This window comes from Pseudonocardia xinjiangensis, from assembly GCF_050948425.1.
Lineage (GTDB): Bacteria > Actinomycetota > Actinomycetes > Mycobacteriales > Pseudonocardiaceae > Pseudonocardia > Pseudonocardia xinjiangensis.
In genome coordinates, this window is the sequence record NZ_CP192009.1 from 4,499,044 (window position 1) to 4,521,603 (window position 22,560).

22 protein-coding genes are annotated in these 22,560 nt (G+C 72.2%); 9 read left to right on the plus strand and 13 right to left on the minus strand.

What is annotated here, in order from left to right:
• Both ACQPZA_RS21220 and ACQPZA_RS21225 read right to left on the minus strand, forming a co-directional pair.
• Positions 1-570 (minus strand): TetR/AcrR family transcriptional regulator, encoded by a 570-nt coding sequence (locus ACQPZA_RS21220; RefSeq protein WP_246266371.1) that lies wholly within the window; start codon positions 568-570, stop codon positions 1-3.
• A 142-nt stretch (positions 571-712) separates the two neighbouring features.
• Positions 713-1,903 carry an MFS transporter gene (locus tag ACQPZA_RS21225; RefSeq protein ID WP_433282916.1) on the minus strand — a complete coding sequence of 397 codons (1,191 nt, stop codon included), beginning with the start codon at positions 1,901-1,903 and terminating at the stop codon, positions 713-715.
• A gap of 72 nt (positions 1,904-1,975) precedes the next feature.
• Between ACQPZA_RS21225 and ACQPZA_RS21230 the strand changes: the two genes are divergently transcribed.
• Positions 1,976-2,554 (plus strand): CGNR zinc finger domain-containing protein, encoded by a 579-nt coding sequence (locus ACQPZA_RS21230; protein ID WP_433273043.1) that lies wholly within the window; start codon positions 1,976-1,978, stop codon positions 2,552-2,554.
• Between the two features lie 10 nt (positions 2,555-2,564).
• Here the strand turns inward: ACQPZA_RS21230 and ACQPZA_RS21235 are convergent, their stop codons facing one another.
• A complete protein-coding gene (locus tag ACQPZA_RS21235) occupies positions 2,565-3,425 on the minus strand; it encodes an EamA family transporter (protein WP_433273045.1) in 861 nt (286 codons plus the stop codon).
• Between the two features lie 62 nt (positions 3,426-3,487).
• On the opposite strand from ACQPZA_RS21235, the gene ACQPZA_RS21240 reads away from it, so the two are divergent.
• The gene (locus ACQPZA_RS21240) at positions 3,488-3,997 is read left to right on the plus strand and encodes an Lrp/AsnC family transcriptional regulator (RefSeq protein WP_433273047.1); all 510 of its coding nucleotides are present in this window, start codon (positions 3,488-3,490) and stop codon (positions 3,995-3,997) included.
• Between the two features lie 13 nt (positions 3,998-4,010).
• On the opposite strand, the gene ACQPZA_RS21245 is transcribed toward ACQPZA_RS21240, so the two are convergent.
• From ACQPZA_RS21245 to ACQPZA_RS21285, 9 genes are all read right to left on the minus strand, one after another.
• Positions 4,011-5,291: a sensor histidine kinase gene (locus tag ACQPZA_RS21245; protein ID WP_433273049.1), complete on the minus strand. Its 1,281-nt coding sequence runs from the start codon at positions 5,289-5,291 to the stop codon at positions 4,011-4,013.
• A complete protein-coding gene (locus ACQPZA_RS21250) occupies positions 5,288-5,980 on the minus strand; it encodes a response regulator transcription factor (RefSeq protein ID WP_169396406.1) in 693 nt (230 codons plus the stop codon). Before ACQPZA_RS21250 ends, ACQPZA_RS21245 begins: the two co-directional genes overlap by 4 nt.
• 241 nt (positions 5,981-6,221) lie before the next feature.
• A complete protein-coding gene (locus tag ACQPZA_RS21255) occupies positions 6,222-6,905 on the minus strand; it encodes a CehA/McbA family metallohydrolase (protein WP_433273052.1) in 684 nt (227 codons plus the stop codon).
• Positions 6,902-7,708 (minus strand): SDR family NAD(P)-dependent oxidoreductase, encoded by an 807-nt coding sequence (locus tag ACQPZA_RS21260; RefSeq protein WP_433273054.1) that lies wholly within the window; start codon positions 7,706-7,708, stop codon positions 6,902-6,904. The genes ACQPZA_RS21255 and ACQPZA_RS21260 overlap by 4 nt, the downstream gene beginning before the upstream one ends.
• Positions 7,709-7,721: 13 nt before the next feature.
• A complete protein-coding gene (locus ACQPZA_RS21265; RefSeq protein ID WP_433273057.1) occupies positions 7,722-9,242 on the minus strand; it encodes an MFS transporter in 1,521 nt (506 codons plus the stop codon).
• A complete protein-coding gene (locus ACQPZA_RS21270; protein ID WP_433273059.1) occupies positions 9,239-10,354 on the minus strand; it encodes an acyl-CoA dehydrogenase family protein in 1,116 nt (371 codons plus the stop codon). Before ACQPZA_RS21270 ends, ACQPZA_RS21265 begins: the two co-directional genes overlap by 4 nt.
• Positions 10,355-10,359: 5 nt before the next feature.
• Positions 10,360-11,247, minus strand: a complete 888-nt coding sequence (locus tag ACQPZA_RS21275) for an SDR family NAD(P)-dependent oxidoreductase (protein ID WP_433273061.1) — start codon at positions 11,245-11,247, stop codon at positions 10,360-10,362.
• Entirely contained in the window at positions 11,244-12,482 is a 1,239-nt protein-coding gene (locus ACQPZA_RS21280) for an acyl-CoA dehydrogenase family protein (protein WP_433273063.1), read from the minus strand. The genes ACQPZA_RS21275 and ACQPZA_RS21280 overlap by 4 nt, the downstream gene beginning before the upstream one ends.
• Before the next feature lie 51 nt (positions 12,483-12,533).
• Positions 12,534-14,744: an acetate--CoA ligase family protein gene (locus ACQPZA_RS21285; protein ID WP_433273066.1), complete on the minus strand. Its 2,211-nt coding sequence runs from the start codon at positions 14,742-14,744 to the stop codon at positions 12,534-12,536.
• A 172-nt stretch (positions 14,745-14,916) separates the two neighbouring features.
• Between ACQPZA_RS21285 and ACQPZA_RS21290 the strand changes: the two genes are divergently transcribed.
• The 4 genes from ACQPZA_RS21290 (at position 14,917) to ACQPZA_RS21305 (ending at position 18,140) form a co-directional block, all read left to right on the plus strand.
• Positions 14,917-15,765 (plus strand): MaoC/PaaZ C-terminal domain-containing protein, encoded by an 849-nt coding sequence (locus tag ACQPZA_RS21290; RefSeq protein WP_433273068.1) that lies wholly within the window; start codon positions 14,917-14,919, stop codon positions 15,763-15,765.
• 36 nt (positions 15,766-15,801) lie between these two features.
• Positions 15,802-16,986: a thiolase C-terminal domain-containing protein gene (locus ACQPZA_RS21295; protein ID WP_433273070.1), complete on the plus strand. Its 1,185-nt coding sequence runs from the start codon at positions 15,802-15,804 to the stop codon at positions 16,984-16,986.
• Between the two features lie 5 nt (positions 16,987-16,991).
• Positions 16,992-17,402 carry a Zn-ribbon domain-containing OB-fold protein gene (locus tag ACQPZA_RS21300; protein ID WP_433273072.1) on the plus strand — a complete coding sequence of 137 codons (411 nt, stop codon included), beginning with the start codon at positions 16,992-16,994 and terminating at the stop codon, positions 17,400-17,402.
• Positions 17,403-17,492: 90 nt separating this feature from the next.
• Positions 17,493-18,140 carry a TetR/AcrR family transcriptional regulator gene (locus ACQPZA_RS21305; RefSeq protein ID WP_433273074.1) on the plus strand — a complete coding sequence of 216 codons (648 nt, stop codon included), beginning with the start codon at positions 17,493-17,495 and terminating at the stop codon, positions 18,138-18,140.
• Positions 18,141-18,164: 24 nt separating this feature from the next.
• Here ACQPZA_RS21305 and ACQPZA_RS21310 read toward each other — a convergent pair whose 3' ends face one another.
• Positions 18,165-19,334, minus strand: a complete 1,170-nt coding sequence (locus ACQPZA_RS21310) for an acyl-CoA dehydrogenase family protein (RefSeq protein WP_433282917.1) — start codon at positions 19,332-19,334, stop codon at positions 18,165-18,167.
• A 206-nt stretch (positions 19,335-19,540) separates the two neighbouring features.
• On the opposite strand from ACQPZA_RS21310, the gene ACQPZA_RS21315 reads away from it, so the two are divergent.
• The 3 genes from ACQPZA_RS21315 to ACQPZA_RS21325 are packed head-to-tail and all read left to right on the plus strand — an operon-like array spanning position 19,541 to position 22,543.
• Entirely contained in the window at positions 19,541-20,569 is a 1,029-nt protein-coding gene (locus ACQPZA_RS21315) for an ABC transporter ATP-binding protein (RefSeq protein WP_433273076.1), read from the plus strand.
• Positions 20,569-21,603 (plus strand): ABC transporter ATP-binding protein, encoded by a 1,035-nt coding sequence (locus ACQPZA_RS21320; protein ID WP_433273079.1) that lies wholly within the window; start codon positions 20,569-20,571, stop codon positions 21,601-21,603. The genes ACQPZA_RS21315 and ACQPZA_RS21320 overlap by 1 nt, the downstream gene beginning before the upstream one ends.
• The gene (locus ACQPZA_RS21325; RefSeq protein WP_433273081.1) at positions 21,596-22,543 is read left to right on the plus strand and encodes an ABC transporter permease; all 948 of its coding nucleotides are present in this window, start codon (positions 21,596-21,598) and stop codon (positions 22,541-22,543) included. The genes ACQPZA_RS21320 and ACQPZA_RS21325 overlap by 8 nt, the downstream gene beginning before the upstream one ends.
• The last annotated feature ends 17 nt before the right edge of the window (positions 22,544-22,560 follow it).

A 22,560-nucleotide genomic window follows, 5' to 3' on the forward strand; every position in this document is an offset into this window, starting at 1 on the left:
TCAGTCCGGGACGCCGTGGGCCCGGAGCAGCAGCACGCCCAGCTCACGGGCGGCCGACGCCGCGCCGGCATCGCCCTCGTGGGCCGCCATGATGGAGCCCTTCATCAGCACGTGCCACTGCCGGGCCACCTGGTCCGGGTCGGCCACGCCCGCGGCCTCGGCGAGCTCCCGGAGGTAGCCCCGGATGCGCGCGAGGTGCGCCACGCTCGCCTGGAACACGGGGCTGCCCTTGTCGTTGACCGCCATCATGGTGGTGAGGAAGGCGCAGCCCTCGAAATCGGGCCGCTCGAACCATTCCGAGAACAGGTCGAAGATGGCCAGCAGCTGATCCTGGGGGCGCGTGCCACGCAATTGGCTCTCGTGCTGGAGCCATTCCTCGGTCCACAGCCGCTCACGGCGCCGGAGGAAATCGAGGATCAGGTCGTCCTTCGACGGGAAGTTGCGGTACAACGTCATCTTGGCGGTGCCGGCGCGAGCGATCACGGCATCCACACCGACGTCCCGCACGCCGTTGCGGCTGAACAGCTCATAGGCGGCACGGCGGATCCGCTCGCCGCCACTCTCCGGCAAGCGTCGGGAACCGTCACTACCCGTTGTCGTCACCCGCATCCGTTCAGCCGTGGTTCGCCGAAACGATACCTCCCCGATCGGGCGGCAAACGGGTCGCGGCGTGGCGTTCCGGTGACCTGCGGCGGCACAGACGGCACGGTTGTCAGCGGTGACCGGACCGGCTGATCCGCACGACCGCGAAAGCCTGCACCGCCGCGGCGGCGAGCAAGACGGCGATGGCAGGCGGGTAGCCGCCCGCCAGGTCGACGAGCAGCCCCATCAGGAGCGGTCCGAGCCCGGCGACGGTGTACCCGACGCCCAGTGCCATACCGCTGGTCGCCGCGCTGGCAGCGGCGTCCGGCGTCCGCCACGCGACCACGGCGAGCCCGAGCGGGAAACCGGCACCGGACCCGATCCCGACGAGCACCACCCACGGCCACGGCCCGGCCGGCGGGTTCGCGGGAGCCAGCAGCAGCCCCGCCGTGCCGACGGCGGTGCAGGCCAGCGCCACCGCCGACCAGAACCCCCAGCGGCGGTGCCGCTCGGCCAGTGCCGGGAGGAACAACGCCCCCGGGATCTGCGCCATCGCCCACACCGCGAGCAGCAGGCCGGCCCGCTCCCCGCTCCACCCCAGGCTCGAGACGTAGGGCGCGAGCCAGGTCATCCAGCCGTACACGATCAGCGACGCGCCGGCCTGGTGACAGGCCACCAGGCGGGAGAACCCGTCGCGCCACGGCAGGCGCGGGCGCGCCGGTGCGGCCGCAGCGGCGGGTACGCCGCGCGTGACCGCGCGCCAGCCGGCCAGCGCCAGCACCGCCGGTACGGCCCACCCGGCCAGCGCGAGCGACCAGCCGCCGACGACCACGGCGAGCGGCACCGCCACCGCGCTGGCCACGGTGGCCCCCACCATCATCGCCACCACGTAGCCGCCGGTCACGGCGCCCGCTCGCGCGGGGAGGTACTCCTTCACCACGCCGGTCAGGAGCACGCCGGCGAGCCCGATGCCGAACCCGACCAGCAGGCTGCCTCCGATCAGCGCGACGATCGCGGGGACGCCGCGGGCAAGACTGCCCGCCGCGACGAGGCCCACCGCGGCACCGAGCGCGCGCTCGGAACCCAGCCGGACTCCCAGCGCGGGACCGGCGAACGACCCGGCCGCCATCATCAGGACCGCCGCGGTCTGCACGAAGCCCGCCTCGGCCGCAGAGATCCCGAGGTCGGAGCGGACGCCCTCCAGCAGCGGCGGGTAGCCGGCCAGCGCGGCCCTCAGGTTGAGGGCGACGGCCAGCACGCCCAGCAGCACCGACCCCGGGCGGACCCGGGATGCGACGGATGTCGAGCCCGGCACGGCCATCACCTCTCGAAAGGGATGTAAGGTCTCTTCATCCATTACCTTACGAAGGGCGTGTAAGAGGTGCAAGTCCTGTTGGACGATTACGTGCTGGGAGCGGCCGTGGCCACGGACCTCGTCAACACCGCCCCCGAGGTGATGGTGAACACGGGCGACACCCTCGCCGACCCCGACGCGTTGCTGGCCTTCCTCACCGCGCACGACCTGCGCCTGGACGCGCTGGACGGCGGCACCGTCCCGCTCTCCCCCGCCGACGTCGCCTCGGTGCACGCCCTGCGCCGGACACTGCGCGACCTGCTCGACGCCCCGGACGCCGGGGAGGCAGCCGCCCGCGCGGGCGTCCTCAGCGCGGCCGCCGGAACGGGACCCGCGCTGCGGCGCGACGCCGAGGGGCGATGGCGCTGGGAGGTCGGCTCCCGCGACGGCGCCGGCGTGGGTGACGAGCTCGCGCTCCTGACGGCCACCGCCCTGCTCTCCGTGCTGCGCACCCTCGGGTTCGACAGGTTCCGCCACTGCGCCTCACCGATCTGCACCGGGATGTTCGTCGACACCAGCCGGGCCGGACGCAGGCGCTACTGCGTCCCGGAGGTCTGCGGCAACCGGATCAACGTGGCCAACCACCGGGCCCGCCGCCGGGCAGCCGGCCGCCTGTGACGTCCAGCCCTCACGTCGGCTGCGCCGTCGCCCGCCGCTCCCGGTGGACGGCCACCCCCGCCACCACCAGCACGACTCCGAGGATCTCGACGGCGCTCGGTACCTGGACCAGCACGACGATCCCGATCACCGTCGCGGTCGCCGGCAGCAGCGACACCATCAGGGCGTAGGTCGCGCGGCGCAGACGCGCCATTGCGAGCTGGTCGCAGACGTAGGGGATCACCGATGACGACACTCCGACCCCGATCCCCGCGGCGAGCGCGACCGGGTCGGCGAACGCGGGTGCGGCGTCCACCACGCCCGTCGGCAGCGCGACGACGGCGGCCACCAGCATGGACAGGGCGAGGCCGTCGATGCCTCGCACCTGCGGGCTCTGCGCCACCCGGTGCCCGAGCACGATGTAGAACGCGAACAGCACCGCGTTGGCGGCGGCGAACACGAACCCCCACGGCTCGGCGACGAACCGTACGTCGGTCAGCAGCCAGACCCCCACCACGGCCAGCAGCAGCGCGACCGCGTTGCGCCCGGTGCGGGCGGCCAGCGCGGCCAGCGCGATCACGGGCACGAACTCGATCGCCGCGACCGTTCCGAGTGGCAATCGGTCGATCGCGAGGTAGAAGACGCTGTTCATCACGGCCAGCACCGCTCCCCAGCCGACGAGGAGCCACCGGGTGGCACGGTCGAGCCTCAGCCACACACGCCATGGCCTGCGCCACAGCGCGAAGACGAGCGCCGCCGCCGCGATCCGCAGCCAGGCCACACCGAGCACGTCGACCCGTGCGAAGAGCAGCACCGCGAACGCGGGTCCGAGGTAGTGGAACACCGCGCTGACGAGGAAATACACGTGCGGCGGGACCCGGGTTTCGTCCATGGTCCTATCGTCGAAGGCTGCGATCGGGTGGGCCATGGGCATCGAAAGGTGGAGTAGGCGTTATGACCACGACCGGCACGCCACGCCCCCCTAATGGCCTTCCGGATGGAAAGTCACTGCTCGACGAGGTCAACCGGCGCATCCTCGCCCTGTTGACGGAGGACCCTCGGCAGAGCAGCGCCGAGCTCGCGCGCCGGGTCGGGATGTCGGCTCCCGCGGTACGGGAGCGCGTGGCACGGCTCGAGCAGACCGGTGTGATCCGCGGTTACCGCCTCGACATCGACCCTGCTGCGATCGGGCTGCCGGTCACGGCGTGGGTGCGGGTGCGGCCCGGTCCCGGTCAGCTCCAGAAGATCAGCGAGCTCGCCCGGCGCGTGCCCGAGGTCAGTGAGTGCCACCGCATCTCGGGCGAGGACTGCTTCCTCCTCAAGGTGCACATTCCAGCCATCGACGCCCTCGAGGCCGTCCTCGACCGGTTCCTGCTGCACGGGCAGACCACGAGCTCCTTCGTGGTGTCGACGCCCGTCCCGCCGCGACACCCGCAGGCCGGTGCGACCACCGAGCCGGCGTAGCGACACCCCCGGGTCAGGACGGTGCGGCGGGCAGGCTCGGATCCGACTCCACCGGATTGAGCTCCGGCGGCCGCGGCGGCCGGGCTGACGCACCTGCCGCCCGCAGCGGAAACCACAGCACGAAGGTCGCGCCCGCACCGGGAACGCTGTGCACCGCGATGGTGCCGCCGTGGCTCTCCACCACCTGACGGACGATCGCCAGCCCGAGGCCGGTTCCACGGTCGCGGCGCCCGCTCCCCTCGGGGCCTCTCCAGAAGCGGTCGAACACCCGCTCCTGGTGCTCGGCGGTGATCCCCGGGCCGCGGTCGCGGACGGCCAGCCACGCCCAGCCTGCACGCCGCCCCGTGGCGATCAGGAGCTCCCGGCCCGGCGGCGACGCGCGCAGCGCGTTGGACAGCAGGTTGTCCGCGGCGCGGCGCAGCGACTCGGCGTCGCCGATCAGCACCAGCCCCGGCTCCAGGCGGCGTACCAGCTCGTGGCCACCGCTGTCGGCCAGCAGCGCGAACCCGTCCGCAGCCTCGGCGGCGACGAGCGTGAGGTCAACGTCGGTCTCGCTGAAGGCGGGCGCGGTCCGGCGCGCCGCGGCGAGCAGGTCCTCGATGAGAGTGCCCATCCGCTGGACGGCCCGGCCGGCCACGGTGCTCGCGCGCTGCCGCTCGGCCGCCCCGACGTCGTCGCGCGAGAGCACGGCGTCGAGGTTGACCTGGATGACGGCGAGGGGGGTGCGCAGCTCGTGGGAGGCGTCGTCGATCATCCGCCGCTGGGCGGAGAAGGCCCGGTCGAGCCGGCCGAGCATGTCGTCGACGGTGTCGGCGAGGTCGTGCAGCTCGTCCTGCGGACCGTCGAGTGCGATGCGACGCGACAGGTCCGTGGCCGTGATCTCCCGCGCCGTGGCCGTGACCCGCCGCACCGGACGCAGCACCCGGCCGGCCAGCCACCAGCCCACGCCGAAGCTCGCGACCAGCATGACGCCGAGCACCAGGACCAGTGCGCCTCGCAGCTTCTCCAGAGTCTGGAAGTTGACCGCCCGCTGGACGCCGGCGAGGTCGGCGGCCTGGAACGCCTGGCCCTCGCGCAGCTGGAGCTGTCCACCGACCTCCGTCACCTTCTCCACCGTGATCGGGTCGAGCGGCGCGGCGTCGACGCTGCGGTACATCACCACGTAGACCGCGACCAGGACCAGTGCGACCACACCGAACTGCACCAGTGAGTAGGTGACGGCCAGCCGGAAGCGGATCGTGCGGGTCCACGGGGGCCGCAGGTGTCCCGCCCACCCCCGGGCGGCGGTGGTCACGCCGGCTCCCGCAGCCGGTACCCGCGCCCGATCACGGTCTCGATCACCGGCTGCTCGCCGTCCCGGGTGAGCTTGCGACGCAACGTCCCGACCGTCACCCGCACGGTCTGGGTGAACGGGTCGGCGTTCTCGTCCCACACGTGGTCGAGCAGCTCCTCGGCCGACACGACGTGACCCGGCCGGTTCATCAGGTAGCGCAGCACGGCGAACTCCTTGCGGGTCAGCGTCAGCTCACGGCTCCCCCGGCTGGCGATGTTGCGGCCGTCGTCGAGCGACAGCTCGCCGACGGTCAGCACGGACGTTCCGCCGCTGGTGTCGCGGCGCAGCAGCGCCCGCACCCTGGCCAGCAGCTCGGGCAGCGCGAAGGGCTTCACGAGGTAGTCGTCAGCGCCCTCGTCGAGGCCCCGGACGCGGTCGGTCAGCTCGCCCCGGGCGGTGAGCATGAGGATCCGCAGCTCGGTGCCGCCGGGGCCGGCGATGCTGCCGTCGCGGACGTGACGGCACAGCGTGAAGCCGTCGACGTCGGGCAGGTTGAGGTCGAGCACCAGCAGGTCGTAGGTGTTCACGGCGAGCTTGGCGGCCGCGTCGCCGCCGGTCAGCGCGATGTCGACCGCGTAGCCCGCCCGCCCGAGACCGACGCGCAGCGCGCTCGCGAGGTCGGCGTCGTCCTCCACCAGCAGCAAGCGCATGGCCCGACGGTAGCGAGAATGCCGCGCTCCTCCCACGTGTTCTTTCGGTCCGTCTTCGCTGCGGTTTCCGAGGGTTTTCGGGTTCGGCTGTTCTGATGTGCCGACCGATGACGGTTCCTACCCCGCCGCCGCTCCCCTGACCGGTCCGGCCGCCGCCCGTCCACGGCGGCCGGACCGGAACCGACGTGCGCGCGAGATGGACAGGAGCGTCGTTCGAATCGGGCGAGAACGACGCCCACGTTCATCTCACGGCGCTCGCCCCTCGGTTCGGCTGCGCCGGAGCGTTCCGGGCGACGGGGAACCGTGGGGCGTGGGGGCGTAGCTCGCCCACCGGTCGCGCTTGCGCGAGGGCGGCGAGGAACTCGCGCGGGCCGTCGAAGTCCGGCATCTCGACGTAGGCGGCGCCGAGGCCCGTGACGTCATGGGCGTCCGACCCGGCGGTGACCGGCAGGCCGTGCCGGGACGCGAACGCCGCCGCAGCGTCGTTGTGGGCGGGGTCGTGCACCTTGGCGTTGAACACCTCGACCAGGTCGACGGCGCCTTCGGCGCAGAGCGCGTCGGCGACGGCCCCGGCGCCTGCACGCAGCGGGTCGAAGGGATGCGGAAGGCCGACCAGCCCGCCCTGGGCTCGGATCCGGCGCACCACCTCCCGGATCGGGAGGACATAGGGGATCCGCTCGGTGAGGAACAGCCCCAGCACCTCCCCGTCGGCGGTGCGCACCTCCTCCCCCACCTCGATCCGGACGCCCAGGTCGCGGCCCTGCGCGGCGAGCGCGGCCGAGGTCTCGTTGTGGTCGGTCACGAACACGACATCGAGACCCAGCTCGACCGCCCGGCACGCGAGCTGCTCGACCCGCAGCACCGCGTCCCCAGAGGCGACGGTGTGCACGTGGCAGTCCACGCGGATCCAGCCCGCCGCCGTCATCTGCTCGGGATGGCGATGCCGAGCTCGTTCAGGAGGTCCTGGGAGTAGGCGATCCGGCCGGTGAGGGCACGGCCGCCGTCGGCGGGCGGGTGGCACAGCGCGAGCGCGGCCTCCGCCATCACGGCCGGCGCTTCGGCGTCGGGCGCGTCCTCGGTGGTCAGGTGGTGGAAGACGGTGCCGGGTGTGGGCACCACCCGGTTCGGCGACAGCGCGTTCACGGCGATCCCGTCGGCGTAGAGCTCAGCCGCGAGACCGGTGGAGAACCGCTCCAGGGCGGCCTTGCACATCCCGTACACCGTGCCGCCACGGGACGCCCGGCCGGTCGGCGGGAGCTGCGGGTGGATGGCGGCGCGCGAGGAGATGTTGAGGATCGTCCCGGCGCCGCGCTCCCGCATGCCGGGCAGCACCAGCTGCGCGAGGTGCATCGGCGCCTTGACCTGCACCTCGAACATGAGATCGACGCGCTTGGCGGTGAACTCGGCGACCGGTGTGAACCAGGTGACGGCCGCGTTGCTCACCAGGATGTCCACCGGCCCGTGCGCGGCGGTGACCCGCTCGACGAGCGTCACGCGGTCCTCCGCGCGGGACACGTCGGCCGCGACGGCCTGTGCCGTGCCGCCGGCCGCCTCGATGGAGGCGACCGTGTCGGTGAGCGACCCGGCCAGCGGCGAGCTGCCGGGGTCGAGCGTGCGGGCCGTCGCGATCACCGTGGCGCCCTCGGCCGCGAACCGCCTGGCGATCTCCGTGCCTATCCCCCGGCTCGCCCCCGTGACGAGCGCGATCCTGCCGTCGAGCACACCCATGTCCACCCACTCCTCATCTGGTCGGGGTCGTCGTCGCGGCCCTCCGGCTGATGGCGTGCACCTGACGCCCGACCGTGGAGGCGACCAGGCAGAGCACCGACATCACCGCCATCAGCCCGAAGGCCCACCGGTAGCCGGTGACCAGGTCCTCCAGTGCTTCCGGAGAAACCTGCGACAGCGATCCGTCGAAGAGCTGCGGGCGCAGGGCGACCGGCAACGGCGCAGCCACCAGCGTGAGCGCCACGGCCGTGCTGATCACCACCCCGGAGCTCTGCGCCATCAGCCGCACCGCGTTGGTGATCCCGAGCCGGTCGGGCGGCAGGTCCTGCAGCATCGCCGTGCTGTTCGCGGGGATGAATGCGCCCGATCCGATCCCGAGCACCACGACGGCGCCGATCAACACGGGATACGGGGTGTCGACGGAGATCGTGAACAGCAGCAGGGTGACGCCGACCAGCGAGATCGCGCACGCGGCCACGGCCACCGTGCGCGGGGCGATGCGGCGCAGCAGCGCCCCGGCCAGCGGCGCGGCGATGATCGACGCGATGGCGATCGGCAGCACCTTCAGCCCCGCCTCGGCCGGGGTGTCGCCGGAGACGGCCTGGAAGTACAGCCCCATCAGCAGCACGACGGCGAACCGCGGCACCGTTGCGAGGAACCCCGCGAGCGTGCCGATGCCGACCACCGGGTCGCGAAACGTCCGCAGGTCCACCACGGGTTCGGCGACCCTGCGCTCGACGAGCAGGAACGCCGGCACGGCGAGCACGAAGACCCCGAGGCCACCGAGGACGAGCGGGTCGTCCCAGCCGGACGTCCCGACCTGGGACAGCGCGAGCAGCAGCCCGCCGAGTCCGAACAGGACGAGCAGGTTGCCCACGGGGTCGATCCGCAACCGTTGGCGACGGCGCGGGACGCGCTCCATCACCCGCAGCCCCCAGAGCAGGCACACCACACCGACCGGCACGTTCGACCAGAACGTCCACTGCCAGCCGAACTCGGTGGCCAGGAGGCCGCCGAGCGTCGGTCCGAGCAGCTGGGCCAGCGAGAACGACGCCATGTAGATGCCCAGGCCCTGCCCCAGCAGCCGGCGCGGGAACGCCGCGGTGACCAGCGCAGCGCTGTTCGTGATGAGCATGGCGCTGCCGACCGCCTGGGCCACCCGGCAGGTGATCAGCAGGCCGACGGTCGGGGCGAACCCGGCGGCCAGACTCGACGCGGTGAACAGGGCGACGCCGGTGAGGTACATCGGACGCCTGCCCAGCAGGTCGGCCAGCCGGCCGAAGAAGACCATCAGCGAGACGTTCGTGAGCTGGTAGGCCAGCAGGATCCAGGTGGCCTCGAACACGGTGGCGTCGAAGCTCCCGACGATCGCCGGGAGCGCGATCGTGAGCGAGCTGTTGTTGAGGCCGCTCATCAGCGACGCGAGGCAGACCACCGACAGCACGCGCCAGGCGTAGCGGGTGCGCTCCCGCTCCTCGGCGGTCTCCTCCGTATCGCCGGGGGTGTCGACGCTGATCCCCCTGGAACCGTTCACAGGCCGATCGACACCGCCAGCCGTTCCCGGTGGAACGCCGGGTCGCCGAGGAACAGCTTCGTGGCCGCCGCCCGCTTGAGGTACAGGTGGGCGTCGTGCTCCCAGGTGAACCCGATGCCGCCGTGGATCTGGATGTTCTCGGCTGCCGCGGCGAAGAACGCGTCGGAGCAGTAGGCCTTGGCGAGGCTCGACACCGCGGGCACCTCGTCGGAGTCCCGCGCCACCGCCCACGTGGCGTAGTAGGCGGCGGCCCGCGCCGACTCCACCTGCAGGAGCACATCGGCCGCCTTGTGCTTGAGCGCCTGGAAGCTGCCGATCGGGCGATCGAACTGCTTGCGGACCTTCGCGTACTCCACGGCCATCTCCAGCGCGCGCTGCGCGCCGCCGACCTGCTCCAGTGCGAGCGCGACCGCGGCCCGGTCCAGCGTGCGCCGCAGCGTGGAGCCGGCAGCGCCGTCCGTGCCGACCAGCCGCGCCGGCACGCCGTCGAACTCCAGCCGGGCCAGCCGTGAGGTCTGGTCGAGGGTGGGCAGCATCGTCCGGACCAGGCCGGGCGCCGAACCGTCGACGGCGAACAGCGACGCCCCGGCGGCGGTCCGCGCCGACGCCAGCACCAGGCCCGCGAGGTGTCCGTCCGGCACCTGGTCGACGCTGCCGCGCAGCACCCACCCATCTCCCGCCGGCTCGCTCGACAACGCCGGCACCTCGGGATCCCACCGGCCGTCGTCCCCGGAGGCGGCGAGCGTGGCGATCGTCGACCCGTCCGCGATGCCGGGGAGCAGCTCCTCCGCTGCCGACGGGTCGGCGGCGTCCAGGACGGCGTGCGCCGCGAGCACGACCGTGCTGGCGAACGGCCCGGGCAACAGCGCCCGTCCCACCTCCTCCTGCACTACGGCGAGCTCCACGAACCCGTAGCCGCTGCCGCCGAACTTCTCGGGGATGGCCAGGCCCTGCAGGCCGAGCTGCTCGGCCATCTGCCGCCAGACCGCGGGGTCGTACCCGGCCGGGTCCTCCATCACCGCGCGGACCGCCGGCATCGGGGACTTGTCGGCGAGGAACCGCCGCACGGACGCGCGCAGCTGCTCCTGCTCGGGGCTGAACACCAGGTCCATCGCCGCTACCGCCCGTTCCCGGTCACGGCGGGCTTGAACGTGCGCTCGACGAGCTCGGCCAGCCGTTCGGGCTCCCACGGGCCGTCCGAGACGATGTGCCGGACGGGAGCCGGCTTGTTGTACAGGTGCACCTCGTAGCCGCGCGCGCCGACGATCTGCCCGGTGAGCCAGTCCGACGCCTCGCTCGCGATGTACGCGACGATCGGAGCGATGTTGTCGGGCGAACGCTCGTCGTCGTCGCGGGGAGCGCCGGACTTCCGCTCGCCGGGGATCGACGCGGTCATCCTGGTGGCGGCGCCCGGCGAGATCGCGTTGGCGGTGACCCCGTAGCGACCCAGCGCGTTGGCGCAGGAGTAGGTGAGCCCGACGATGCCCATCTTCGCCGCGGCGTAGTTCGGCTGTCCCGGGGCGCCGTGCAGCCCGGAGACCGACGTGAAGTTGATCAGCCGGTAGTGGCCGTCGGGGTTGCGCTGGTCGCGCCAGTACGCGGCCGCGGGCTTCGTGGTGTTGTAGTGGCCCTTGAGGTGGACGCGGATGACGTCGTCCCACTCCTTCTCGCTGAGGTTGAAGATCATCCGGTCACGCAGGATGCCGGCCACGTTCACCAGCACGTCGAGCTTCCCGAACTCCTCGATCGCCGTACGGACGAGCCCGTCGGCCTGGTCCGGGTCGGAGACGTCACCGCCGTCGGCGATCGCGGAGCCACCGGCCTCCGTGATCTCCCGGACGACCTCTGCGGCGGGGCCCTTGTCCGCACCGGAGCCGTCCAGCTCCACTCCGAGGTCGTTCACCACCACCGACGCGCCGTGCGCGGCCAGCAACCGGGCGATCCCGGCGCCGATGCCACGTCCCGCTCCGGTGACGACCGCGACCCGTCCGTCCAATGTCGTCATGCCCTCGCCCCCTTCGGCTCAGCCGGGCGCGGCTCCCTCGGGAGCCCGAGTGCGCGTTCGGCGATGATGTTGCGCTGGATCTCGCTCGTGCCGGAGTAGATCGTTCCGGCCCGGCTCGCGAGGAAGACCTGCTGCCAGCGGGAGAGCCGGTAGCCCTCTCCGTCGGGGCGCACGAGCGCGGCGGGCCCCAGCAGCTCCATCGCGATCTCCCCGGCCCGGCGCTCGTACTCGCTCCAGAAGAGCTTCGTGATGGACGCCTCCGGGCCCGGCTCGCGCCCCTCGGCCAGCTGGGCGAGCAGCCGCAGGCCCTGGTACCGCATGATCTCGACGTGGGTGTGCGCCCACGCGAGCTGCTGGCGCACCAGCGGGTCCTTGTCCCGGCCCACCTCGCGGGCCAGCTCGACCAGCGCGGCGAGCTGCCGCTGGTACTTCAGGTGGCCGATCGTGGCGCTGCCGCCCCGCTCGTGGCCCAGCGTCGTCATCGCGACGCGCCAGCCGTTGTTCAGGCCGCCGATCACGTTGAACAGCGGTGCCCTGGCGCCGTCGAAGAACTCCTCACCGAACTCGGCGTTGCCGGTGAGCTGGCGCAGCGGGCGGGCGTCGATGTTGTTGTCCCGCATCGGGAGCAGCACGTAGGAGATGCCCCGGTGCTTGGGCGCCGCGGCATCGGTGCGGCACAGGACGAAGATCATGTTCGCCCGGGCGAACCCCGAGGTCCACACCTTCTGCCCGCTGATCACGATCTCGTCGCCGTCCACCACGCCGCGGGTCTGGACCGCCCCCAGGTCGGAGCCGTGGTCGGGCTCGGAGAAACCCTGGCAGTACACGTCCTCGGCACTGATGATCCGGGGCAGGAAGTGCTCCTGCTGCTCGGGGGTGCCGTGCACCATCACCGAGGGGCCGACCATCCCCTCGCCGAACCCCCGCCGGATCCGCGGCACGCCGGCCCGGGCGCACTCCTCGCTGAAGATCGCGTTCTCCACGGCGCCCCAGCCGCGGCCGCCGAACCGCTCCGGCCACTGCGGGCAGATCATGCGCTCGGCCAGCAGCCTGCGCTCCCACTCCGCGTGCTGCGGGCTGTCCTGGGCCCGCGCGTGGCCGGAGTGGTCCCCGGCCGTCATCGGCGGGGTGTTCCAGTCGATCAGGTCGGCCAGGCCGTCGGGCGCGTTGGCGGCGATCCAGTCCCGGGTCTCCTGCCGGAACGTGGACGCCTCCGGTCCCAGGTCGAGTTCCACGTCGTCGCCTCCTCGGGCGGTGTCGACAGCTGTGTCGATCAAGCGGGTCGATCAGCTGGGCCCGGTCACCACGAGCACGTCGAGGGCCTCGACGTCCGACCCGTCCACCCGGAGCGGGTTGATCTCCAGCACCTGCAGGGCCGGGCCCAGCGACCGGGCACACTCGGCGACCCTGGTCGCCACCTCGGCCACGGCCTGCAGGTCCACGGGAACCGTCCCGCGCGCGCCGGCCAGCACCGGCGCACCGCGCAGCTCACCGAGCATGCGCACCACCTCTGTGGGGTCGACGGGCAGAACCCGCAGGCTGACGTCGCGCAGCACCTCGATGAACACCCCGCCGAGGCCGACGGCGAGGACCGGCCCGAAGGACGCGTCCACCGTGACTCCGACGAAGAGCTCCGTACCGCCGGTGCGCATCGGGCTCACCAGCACGCCCTCGACGTCATCGGTGACGGTGCGCCCGGCCGCGATCACCCGGGCGAAGGCGGCCCGGACGGCGTCGGCATCACCGAGACCCAGCGCTACGCCCCCGACGTCGGACTTGTGGGCGATGGCGGCGGAGCAGACCTTCAGCACCACCGGGTAGCCCAGGAGCTCGGCGGCAGCGACGGCGGCGTCCGCGTCGGCCACGAGCTCGGCGGGCACCACCGGCACGCCTGCCGCGGCCAGGAGGTCGCGGGCCCGTGCCTCGGACCACGCCCCGCCGGGCAGGTCGTCCGATGCGACGCGCGGAGCGGGCGCCGGTGCGGCCGCCGGGCGGGAGGCGCGGTCCTGCCGTACCTCGTTCCACCGGATCGCGTGCCCCACGGCGGTGAGCCCGAACTCGATCCCCCCGACGACGTGCAGGTCGTGGCGGTCGAGCAGGGAGCCGCCGAACTCGGAGAGGTCGCTGCAGGTGGCCGAGAAGTTCACCACCGGGATCGGTGAGCGCTCGATCGTCGCGGCGATGTCGGCGATCCGGCGCTCGGGAATCGACGGGTCGGGAGGCATGGCCGCGGGCAGGCTGACCAGGTTGAGCACGAAGTCGAGGTGGGGGTCGGCGGTCACGGCGGTGAGTGCGGCGTCGCCGAGGTTGGCCTCGGCCGAGGTGCGGTCGGCCAGGATGATCCCGGTGACGTCCAGCGGGTTGCGCGCGGCGGCGAACGACGGCAGCACCTCGCGCAGCCGCGCGGTGGTTGGCTCGCTGAACTCGACGATCTCCACGCCCTCGTCCGCGGAGCGGTCGGCGATGATGTCGCAGGCCCCTCCTGATGCGGTGACCACGCCCATCCGGCGTCCCGCCGGCACCTGGCCCGAGCCGAGCAGGCCCGCGGTGATCAGCAGTTCCTCCAGACTGTCCACCCGGATCACGCCGAACTGGCGCAACGCCGCCGCGACCACGGCATCGTCACCGGCCACGGCGCCGGTGTGGGCCAGCGCCGCGAGCTGCCCAGCCGGGCTGCGTCCGACCTTGAGCGCGACGATCGGCTTGCCGACCTGAAGCGCCCGCAGGGCCAGCGCCGCGAACCGCTGCGGGTCGCGGATCGTCTCGAGGAACAGGCCGATCACACGGGTGTCCTCGTCGGTGATGAGGTGCTCCAGCACGTCGGCCGCCGTGATCACCGCTTCGTTGCCCATCGAGGTGAGCAGGCTGATCCCGATCCCGTGTGCCCTGGCGAACGCCAGGACGTTGCTGGTGAGCGCACCGCTCTGCAGGACGACGCCCACGTGGCCCCTGCGCAGGGGTGGCGCGATGTGCAGGCCGAAGGGCGCGACGGCGGCCGACGCGTTCACGAAACCCAGGCAGTTGGGACCGAGCAGGGTGAGGTCGAGCTCCACGGCGCGCTCGACGAGCCGCCGTTCGCGCTCGCGACCCTCCTCGCCACCGCCGTCGCCGTACCCGGAGGCCAGCACCACGAGGTTGTGGATCCCGGCAGTGGCGGCATCCTCCAGCACGCCCTCGACGGCGTGGGTCGGCGCCAGCACGAACGCGAGGTCGACGTTCTCGTCAAGGGCACGCAGGCTCGGCACGGTGGGGCGCCCGAACACCTCGGCGCGGACGGGGTGGACGAGCCGCAACGGCCCGGCGAAACCCGCCGTCTGCAGGCTCTCCATGATGAACCGCGCCCAGCCGGATCCGTCCGACGCTCCGACGAGGGCGATGCTGCGTGGAGCGAAGAAGGACCGGAGGCGCTCAGGCGCTGCCAGCATCCTGCGTGCCCGGTCGTGCTGCTCGCCGTCGGGCCCTTCGTCGAGCACCGCGACGTGATCGGCCTGTGCCATACCGGTTCCCCCGCCCGTCTCACCTGGAGGCCAGTCGTGAACCTTCATCCTAGAATTGGATTCTTCTATGAGAGCCCACCGTTCGATGGCTGTCAACGGTCTTGACAAGGGCCCGCGGCGACACTGAGGCTTGTCCTAGAATCGTGTTCCAACTTCGCCCGCGGGAGGTGCGATGGCACTGGACCACAGCCTCGTCGGGGTCGCGTCCGAGCCGGCCGACCGGTCATGGGACGCCACGGACGCGCTCCTCTATGCGCTGGGCGTCGGGGCCGGCGCAGGCGATCCGACCACCGAGCTCCAGTTCACCACGGAGAACACCGCCGGGATCCAGCAGCAGGTGCTCCCGACCTTCGGTGTGCTCGTGGCCGCGGCCCGCACCGGTCGCCGGCTCGGTGACTTCGACCCGGCGAAGCTGGTGCACGCCGAGCAGTCGTTCGAGCTGCACGCACCGCTGCCCGTCGCCGCGGCGGTCCAGGTCACCTCGCGGGTCACCGGGATCCAGGACAAGGGCAGCGGCGCGCTCGTGACCACCGAGAACACCGCGGTACTCGACGGGCGACCGCTGGTCACCACGCGCGGCGGCCTGTTCATCCGCGGCGAGGGCGGCTTCGGCCGGGAGCCGGGGCGCAGCGACCCGTGGACCCTTCCCGACCGCGAGCCCGACGCGCAGGTGCGGTACCGCACGCGGCCGGACCAGGCGTTGCTCTACCGGCTCTCCGGCGACCGCAACCCCCTGCACTCCGACCCCGCGTTCGCCGCACGCGGCGGCTTCGACCGGCCGATCCTGCACGGGCTCTGCACGTATGGCTTCACCGGCCGGGCGCTGCTGCACGCCGTGTGCAGTGGCGACCCGAAGCGGTTCGGTGGCATGTCGGCGCGTTTCAGCAGACCGGTGCTGCCCGGGCAGGAGCTCGTCGTCTCGATCTGGACGGGGGACGGCGGGCCGGACGACGCGCTGTTCCGCACGAGCACCACCGACGGCACCGTCGTCATCGACCGCGGCCGGTTCCGGCTGCGCTGACGGGACCCAGGCCGGCAGACGGCGAAGGAGACAGCCATGGCACCGCGACGAGCGGCGATCGCCGGAGTTCACGAGCACCCGCTGCGCCGGGCCCCCGGCCGCAGCAAGCTGCAGCTCAAGGCCGACTCCGCCGCGCGGGCACTGGAGGACGCCGGGCTGGGGTTCGCGGACGTCGACGCGCTCTACGACGCCGGCGAGACCGGCCCGATGTCGGGCATCACGGTGGCCGAGCACCTCGGCATCGAGCCGAGGGTGATCGACACGACGTCGCTGGGCGGCAGCTCCTACGAGTTCCACGCCGCCCATGCGGCCCGTGACATCGCCGCAGGCCGCGCGAACGTGGCGTTGCTGACCTACGGTTCCACCGCCAAGAGCGAGGCCAGGGCGATCGGTACCGGGGGGCGCGCCACGCCGGACCCGGTGCCCGGCACGAACATGGAAATCCCCTACGGGCTCCCGCTCATCGGGAACTACGCCCTGGTGGCCCAGCGGCACATGCACGAGTACGGCACCACACCCGAGCAGCTGGCCGAGATCGCCGTGACCACCAGGGCACACGCCCTGCGCAACCCGGAGGCCGTCGCCGGGCTGCGGGACATCGGGATCAAGAACGTCGGGGAGCTCACCGTCGACGACGTTCTGGGCTCGCGGCTGGTGGCCGACCCGTTGCGCCTGCTGGAGTGCTGCATCGTCTCCGACGGCGGCGGCGCCGTCGTGATCGTGGGCGAGGACGTCGCTGCCGGGATCCGCAAGCCTCCCGTCTGGATCCTCGGCAGCGGTGAGGCGGTGGGCTACCCGGGCAACGCGCGCGACCTCACCACGAGCGCAGGAGCGCTCTCCGGCCCACCCGCCTTCGCCCAGGCGGGCGTCCGGCCGGACGACGTCGACATCGCGATGATCTACGACTCGTTCACCATCACCGTGCTGACGCTGCTGGAGGACCTCGGGTTCGCCAAGAAGGGCGAGGGTGGCTCCTACGTCGAGGGCGGCAGGCTGCGGTGGGACCGGCCGGGCGCACCGGCGCTCAACACGGACGGCGGCGGGCTGTCGTCCAACCACCCGGGGATGCGCGGGATCTTCCTGCTGATCGAGGCCACCCGGCAGCTGCGCGGCGAGTCGACCTCCCAGGTGGACGGCGCCCGGCTGGCCGTCGCCCACGGCAACGGGGGGCAGCTCGGCACGCGCCACTCCGCCGCCACCGTCGTCCTCGGAAGGGACTGATCATCGTGGTCGCCACCGCCGACACCGCACCCGCACGCCCGCTGCCGGTGCCGGACGAGGCCGACACGGGCCCGTTCTGGCGGGCGTGCGCCGAGCACCGGCTCACCTACCAGCGCCGAAGCGACACCGGCGAGGTCGTGTTCTACCCCCGCGGTCACGACGACCCCGACCTGGTGACCCTGGACTCGGCCGGGCTCGGCACCGTCTACACGTTCACCGTGGTGCGCCAGCACGGCCATCCGTTCTTCCGTGCCCACACGCCCTACACGGTGGCCTACGTCGATCTCGACGAGGGCTTCCGCATCCTCACCGAGATCGATGCCGAACCCGGTACCGTGCACGTGGGGCAGCGGGTGGAACTCCACTGGGAGGACCACGACCACACCTCCGTACCGATCTTCCGGCCGGCCGGGTAGGACGGGTCGGACCCGCGTGTGCCCGGCATGCTGGCACGATCAGTCTTCCGCGACAGCACCCGGACGGCCGGGGAAGACTGAGGAGGCGCCGTGACAACGCAGAACGTCGGCCGTGGTCGCAGCGCCGGTCGGCAGTGGGGCAGCACCGAGCAGACGCGCATCCAGCTTCTGGACGCCGCGCGGTTCGTGTTCGCGCAGCGCGGGTTCGCCGAGGCGAGCGTCTCCGACGTCGTCGAGAGGGCGGGGTCGAGCGTCGGCAGCCTGTACCACCACTTCGGGGGCAAGAGCGAGCTGTTCACCGCGCTGTGGGAGCGGTACCGGGACGAGCAGCACGCCGTCGCCGCCAGCGCCGTCGCGGCCGCGAAGGAGGCCGGCACCACCGACCCGTTCGAGCTCTTCGAGGCGGGGGCGCGGGCGTACCTGCACGCCACCTGGCCCAACCGTGACCTGGTGAAGCTCATCCACGACGGCGACACCCCGCCCGGTTTCCAGCGACTGCTGCGACAGAGCGGCAAGGAATGGGTGAAGTCGAACTTCCGCCTGTTGCGGGTCGACAACCGGCCGGTCAACCGCGTGCTCGTCGCCCTGCTCACGAGCTTCACCGGTGAGGCGCGCCGGGAGATCGCCTCGGCCCGCTCGGCCAAGGAGGCCAAGCAGATGGTCGAGGCGATGATGGACGTACTCGCCCGGATGCGCACGGTCATCGAGGCCGACCTGTTCTCCGAGACGCCCGTCTGACCGAAGCGCCTCGGCGACCGGCGCTCAGTCCCCGATGCCGCCGAGCCGCACGTGGCCCTTCAGCAGGTTGCGGGCGATGGTGCGGCGCTGTATCTCGTCGGTGCCCTCGAAGATCCGCAGCAGCCGCAGCTCGCGGTACCACCGCTCGATGGGCAGTTCCTTCGTGTAGCCCATGCCGCCGTGGATCTGCAGCACCCGGTCGACCACGTTGTTGGCCGTCGTGGCGCCGTGCAGCTTCGCGATCGACGAGGCGTGTCGGGGGTCGAGCCCGCGGCTCACCCGCCACGCCGCGTACAGCGTGAGCCACTTGGTGGCCTCGATCTCCACCTGCGAGTCGGCGATCTGCCACTGGATCGCCTGGTAGTCGGCGATCTTGTGGCCCATCGACTCCCGGATGTTGGCGTAGTCGATCGCCATCCCGAGCAGCCGCTCCGCGGCACCCACTGCGCGCGCCGGGATCATGAAGCGGCCCTGCCCGATCCAGCGCATGGCAAGGTCGAAGCCCCTGCCGACCTCGCCGAGCACGTTGGCCGCCGGCACCCGCACGTCCTGGAAGCTCAGCGCAGCCGGGCCCCACTGCCCCATCGTCGGGATCGGGGAGGACTTCCAGCCCATGTCCCGGTCGACGAGGAAGCAGGTGATTCCGCCGTCGGCACCCTTCTCCCGGTCGGTCACCGCGAACACCATGCAGAAGTCGGCCTCGTTGCCGCCGGTGATGAACGTCTTCTCGCCGTTGATCACCCAGTCCGCACCGCTGCGGGTGGCCCGGGTGCGGATGTTGCGGGCGTCCGAGCCCGCCCCCGGCTCCGTGATCGCGAAGCAGGAGCGCCGCTCCCCCGCGATCGTCGGGAGCAGATAGATCTTCTTCTGCTCCTCGTCGGCGCCGTAGAGGATGTTGTCCGCGGAGCCCCCGAAGCTGAACGGCACGAAGGTGCGGCCCACCTCCATCGCAAGGATCGCGCTCATCACCGCCCCGAGTGCGATGCCGCCGTACTCCTCGGGGGTGTTGATCCCCCAGAAGCCGGCCCGCTTCGCCTTCTCCTGCAGCTCGCGCAGCACCCCCGGCTCCAGCCCCGGCAGGCCGGCACGCTCGTTGCGCAGCACCTCGTCCTCGAGCGGCATCACCTCACGCTCCACGAAGGTTCGGATCGTGTCGCGGATCTGCCGCTCCTCGTCGCCAAGCGAGAAGTCGATCATCTCACCCTCCGAGGCTCATTCTGGAATCCAGTTCTAGACCAGAGGGTCGTCGAGCGCCACCGGACCTGTCAAGCCCTCGATCCAGACGTAACGGACCTTGACACGGACATGGGCACGTATCACGCTCTGATGAAGTTCTAGAGCCTGGTTCTAACCACGATCCGATGGCCGACGAGCGCACCGAGCCCCAACGAGGAGGCTGTGTGGACTCCGACGTGAACCCCGAACCCCTGCTGCAGATCGAGGAACTCCGGGTCGAGTTCCCCACCGCGTCCGGCACCGTCGAGGCGGTCAGCGGCGTCAGCTTCGCCGTGGCCGCCAACCAGACGGTCGCCGTGGTCGGCGAGTCCGGGTCGGGCAAGAGCGTCACCGCGCTGGCCGTGCTGCGGCTGCTCGACGGCGGCCGGATCAGCGGGGGGCGCGTGCTGTGGGACGGCCGCGACCTCGCCGAGCTGGACGGGCGGGGAATGCGCAGGATCCGCGGCGACGAGATCGCCATGATCTTCCAGGATCCGATGACCTCGCTGGACCCGCTGTACTCGGTGGGCCATCAGGTCGTCGAGGCCATCCGCCTGCACCGGCGGATCTCGAAGCGGGCCGCCCGGGAGCGCGCGGTCGAGCTGCTCGACCAGGTGGGCATCCCCGACGCACGCAGCCGCATCGACGCCTACCCGCACCAGCTGTCCGGCGGACAGCGTCAGCGGGTCATGATCGCGATGGCGCTCGCCTGCTCGCCGCGCCTCCTCATCGCCGACGAGCCCACCACCGCACTGGACGTCACCATCGAGGCGCAGGTCCTCGAGGTGCTGCGTACCGTGCAGCGGGAGTACAGCACTGCGCTGCTGCTCGTCACCCACGACATGGGCGTCGTGGCCGAGACGGCGGACTGGGTGGTGGTCTTCTACGCCGGTCAGGTGGTCGAGCAGGGCCCCACCGCGCAGGTGCTCGGCGATCCGCGCCACCCCTACAGCGCGGCGCTGCTCGCGGCCGTCCCCACGCCCACCACTGACAAGTCGCTTCCCCTCGCCGCCATCCCCGGCGCCGTCCCGAGCCTGCACGAGACACCGACCGGATGCCGGTTCCACCCGCGCTGCCCCCACGCATGGGACGAGTGCGCGAGCACCGTGCCCGAGCTGTACGAGCTGAGCGGGGGCCGGACGAGCCGGTGCCTGCTCCAGCGCGACGCCCGGGGTGCGGCCGCGGTGGTGGCGGTCGGACGCGAGAGCGCCTGATGTCCTCCACCGCCGAACGAGCGCCGGTACCCGGGCCCGCCACCGACCAGGACGTGCTCGCGGTGCGCGACCTGGTGAAGCATTTCCCGATCACCCGCGGGCTGCTGCGCCGCACCGTGGGCCACGTCCGCGCGGTCGACGGCGTGTCGTTCACGGTGCGGGCGGGCGAGACCGTCGGCCTCGTCGGGGAGTCCGGGTCCGGGAAGTCGACGGTGGCCCGGCTGGTGCTGCGGCTGCTCGACCCGACGAGCGGGAGCATCCGGTTCGAGGGCCGCGAACTCACCGGGCTGCGCGCCCGCGAGCTCATGCCGCTGCGGCGCCGCATGCAGATCGTCTTCCAGGACCCGGTGAGCTCGTTCGACCCGCGGATGACGGTCCTCGCGGTGGTCTGCGAGCCGCTGGAGGCCCAGGGCATGACGGACCGGCGGGCGAACCGCCGGCGCGCGGCCGAACTGCTCGAGCTGGTCGGGCTCTCGGCGAGCGACCTGGACAAGTACCCCCACCAGTTCTCGGGAGGCCAGGCGCAGCGCATCGGCATCGCACGGGCGCTGGCCACCGACCCCCGGTTGCTGGTCTGCGACGAGGCGGTGAGCGCGCTCGACGTGTCGGTGCAGGCCCAGGTGCTCAACCTGCTGCGCTCGCTACAGCGCGAGCTCGGCCTGTCCTACCTGTTCATCGCCCACGACCTCAACGTCGTCCGTTACGTCTCGGACCGGATCTGCGTGATGTACCTGGGCGAGATCGTGGAGCAGGGACCCGCCGACGAGCTGCTGACCGACCCGCGCCACCCCTACACCCGCTCGCTCGCGGCCGCCATCGCCAGCGCCAACCCCACGGTGGCCCGCACGCGGGGGCGGCAGGTCGTGCGCGGGGAGATACCGAGCCCGAGCGCGCCCCCGCCCGGGTGCCGCTTCCACACCCGCTGCCCGTCGGCGTTCGACACCTGCCGCACCACCGCGCCGGAACCGGTCGCCGCGGGACCAGGACGCCTTGCGGCGTGCCACCTGCTCGGTGGGGAGGCGCCCCGTGGCTGAGTACGTGCTCCGGCGTGCGCTCTACGGCGTGCTCGTGGTCGCGCTCGTCACCGTCTTCGTGTTCCTGACGCTGCGGCTCATCCCCGGCGACGCGGTGCGGCTGCAGCTGGCCGACGCCCCGGGCGTCAGCGAGGAACAGGTGGCGGCGCTGGCCGCGCAGCTCGGCCTGGACCAGCCACTGCTGACGCAGCTGGGCACGTTCGTCACCGACGCGGCCCGCGGCGACTTCGGCACCTCGTTCCAGAGCCAGGAACCGGTCACCGCCCTGATCGCGGAACGGCTGCCGATCACCCTGCAGCTGGGCGTGATGGCGATACTGGTGAGCGTCCTCGCCGGCATTCCACTGGGGCTGCTCTCGGCCGTGCGGCAGAACAGCTGGCTGGACCAGGGCCTGCGGGTCGTCTCGGTGGCGGGGATCTCGATCCCGAACTTCTGGCTCGGCCTGCTGCTGGTGACCTACCTGGCGCTGTGGTTCGGCTGGTCACCCCCGCTGGTCTACCGGACGCCGGCCGAGGACCTCGGGAGCAACCTCGTCCACATGGCACTGCCCGCGATCGCGCTCGGGGTGGCGGGCATGGCCGCGATCGCGCGGATGCTGCGCTCGTCGTTGCTGGAGGTGCTGCGCTCCCCCTTCGTCCGCACGGTCCGGGCCAAGGGCGCGTCCGAGGCCCGGGTGTTCACCCACGCCGTGCGCAACTCGCTGGTACCGGTGTTCACGCTGGTCGGCCTCCAGGTGGGGGCGATTCTCGGCGGCACCGTGATCCTGGAGTCGATCTTCGGGATCCCCGGCATGGGCATGCTGATCTTCGAGTCGGTGCAGCTGCGGGACTACCCCGTCGTGCTGGGGTGCGTCGTGGTCTACGGCGCCGTGTTCGTGCTGGTGAACCTCGTGGTCGACCTGCTCTACGGCGTGATCGACCCGCGCATCCGCTACGCGTAGGAACGGGAGGCGAGTCG

Excerpts from the sequence above, each read along its gene's own strand:
- ACQPZA_RS21225 (WP_433282916.1), bottom strand. The coding sequence starts at position 1,903 with ATGGCCGTGCCGGGCTCGACATCCGTCGCATCCCGGGTCCGCCCGGGG.
- ACQPZA_RS21235 (WP_433273045.1), bottom strand. The coding sequence starts at position 3,425 with ATGGACGAAACCCGGGTCCCGCCGCACGTGTATTTCCTCGTCAGCGCG.
- ACQPZA_RS21240 (WP_433273047.1), top strand. The coding sequence starts at position 3,488 with ATGACCACGACCGGCACGCCACGCCCCCCTAATGGCCTTCCGGATGGA.
- ACQPZA_RS21250 (WP_169396406.1), bottom strand. The coding sequence starts at position 5,980 with ATGCGCTTGCTGCTGGTGGAGGACGACGCCGACCTCGCGAGCGCGCTG.
- ACQPZA_RS21255 (WP_433273052.1), bottom strand. The coding sequence starts at position 6,905 with ATGACGGCGGCGGGCTGGATCCGCGTGGACTGCCACGTGCACACCGTC.
- ACQPZA_RS21260 (WP_433273054.1), bottom strand. The coding sequence starts at position 7,708 with ATGGGTGTGCTCGACGGCAGGATCGCGCTCGTCACGGGGGCGAGCCGG.
- ACQPZA_RS21270 (WP_433273059.1), bottom strand. The coding sequence starts at position 10,354 with ATGGACCTGGTGTTCAGCCCCGAGCAGGAGCAGCTGCGCGCGTCCGTG.
- ACQPZA_RS21275 (WP_433273061.1), bottom strand. The coding sequence starts at position 11,247 with ATGACGACATTGGACGGACGGGTCGCGGTCGTCACCGGAGCGGGACGT.
- ACQPZA_RS21285 (WP_433273066.1), bottom strand. The coding sequence starts at position 14,744 with ATGGCACAGGCCGATCACGTCGCGGTGCTCGACGAAGGGCCCGACGGC.
- ACQPZA_RS21290 (WP_433273068.1), top strand. The coding sequence starts at position 14,917 with ATGGCACTGGACCACAGCCTCGTCGGGGTCGCGTCCGAGCCGGCCGAC.
- ACQPZA_RS21295 (WP_433273070.1), top strand. The coding sequence starts at position 15,802 with ATGGCACCGCGACGAGCGGCGATCGCCGGAGTTCACGAGCACCCGCTG.
- ACQPZA_RS21320 (WP_433273079.1), top strand. The coding sequence starts at position 20,569 with ATGTCCTCCACCGCCGAACGAGCGCCGGTACCCGGGCCCGCCACCGAC.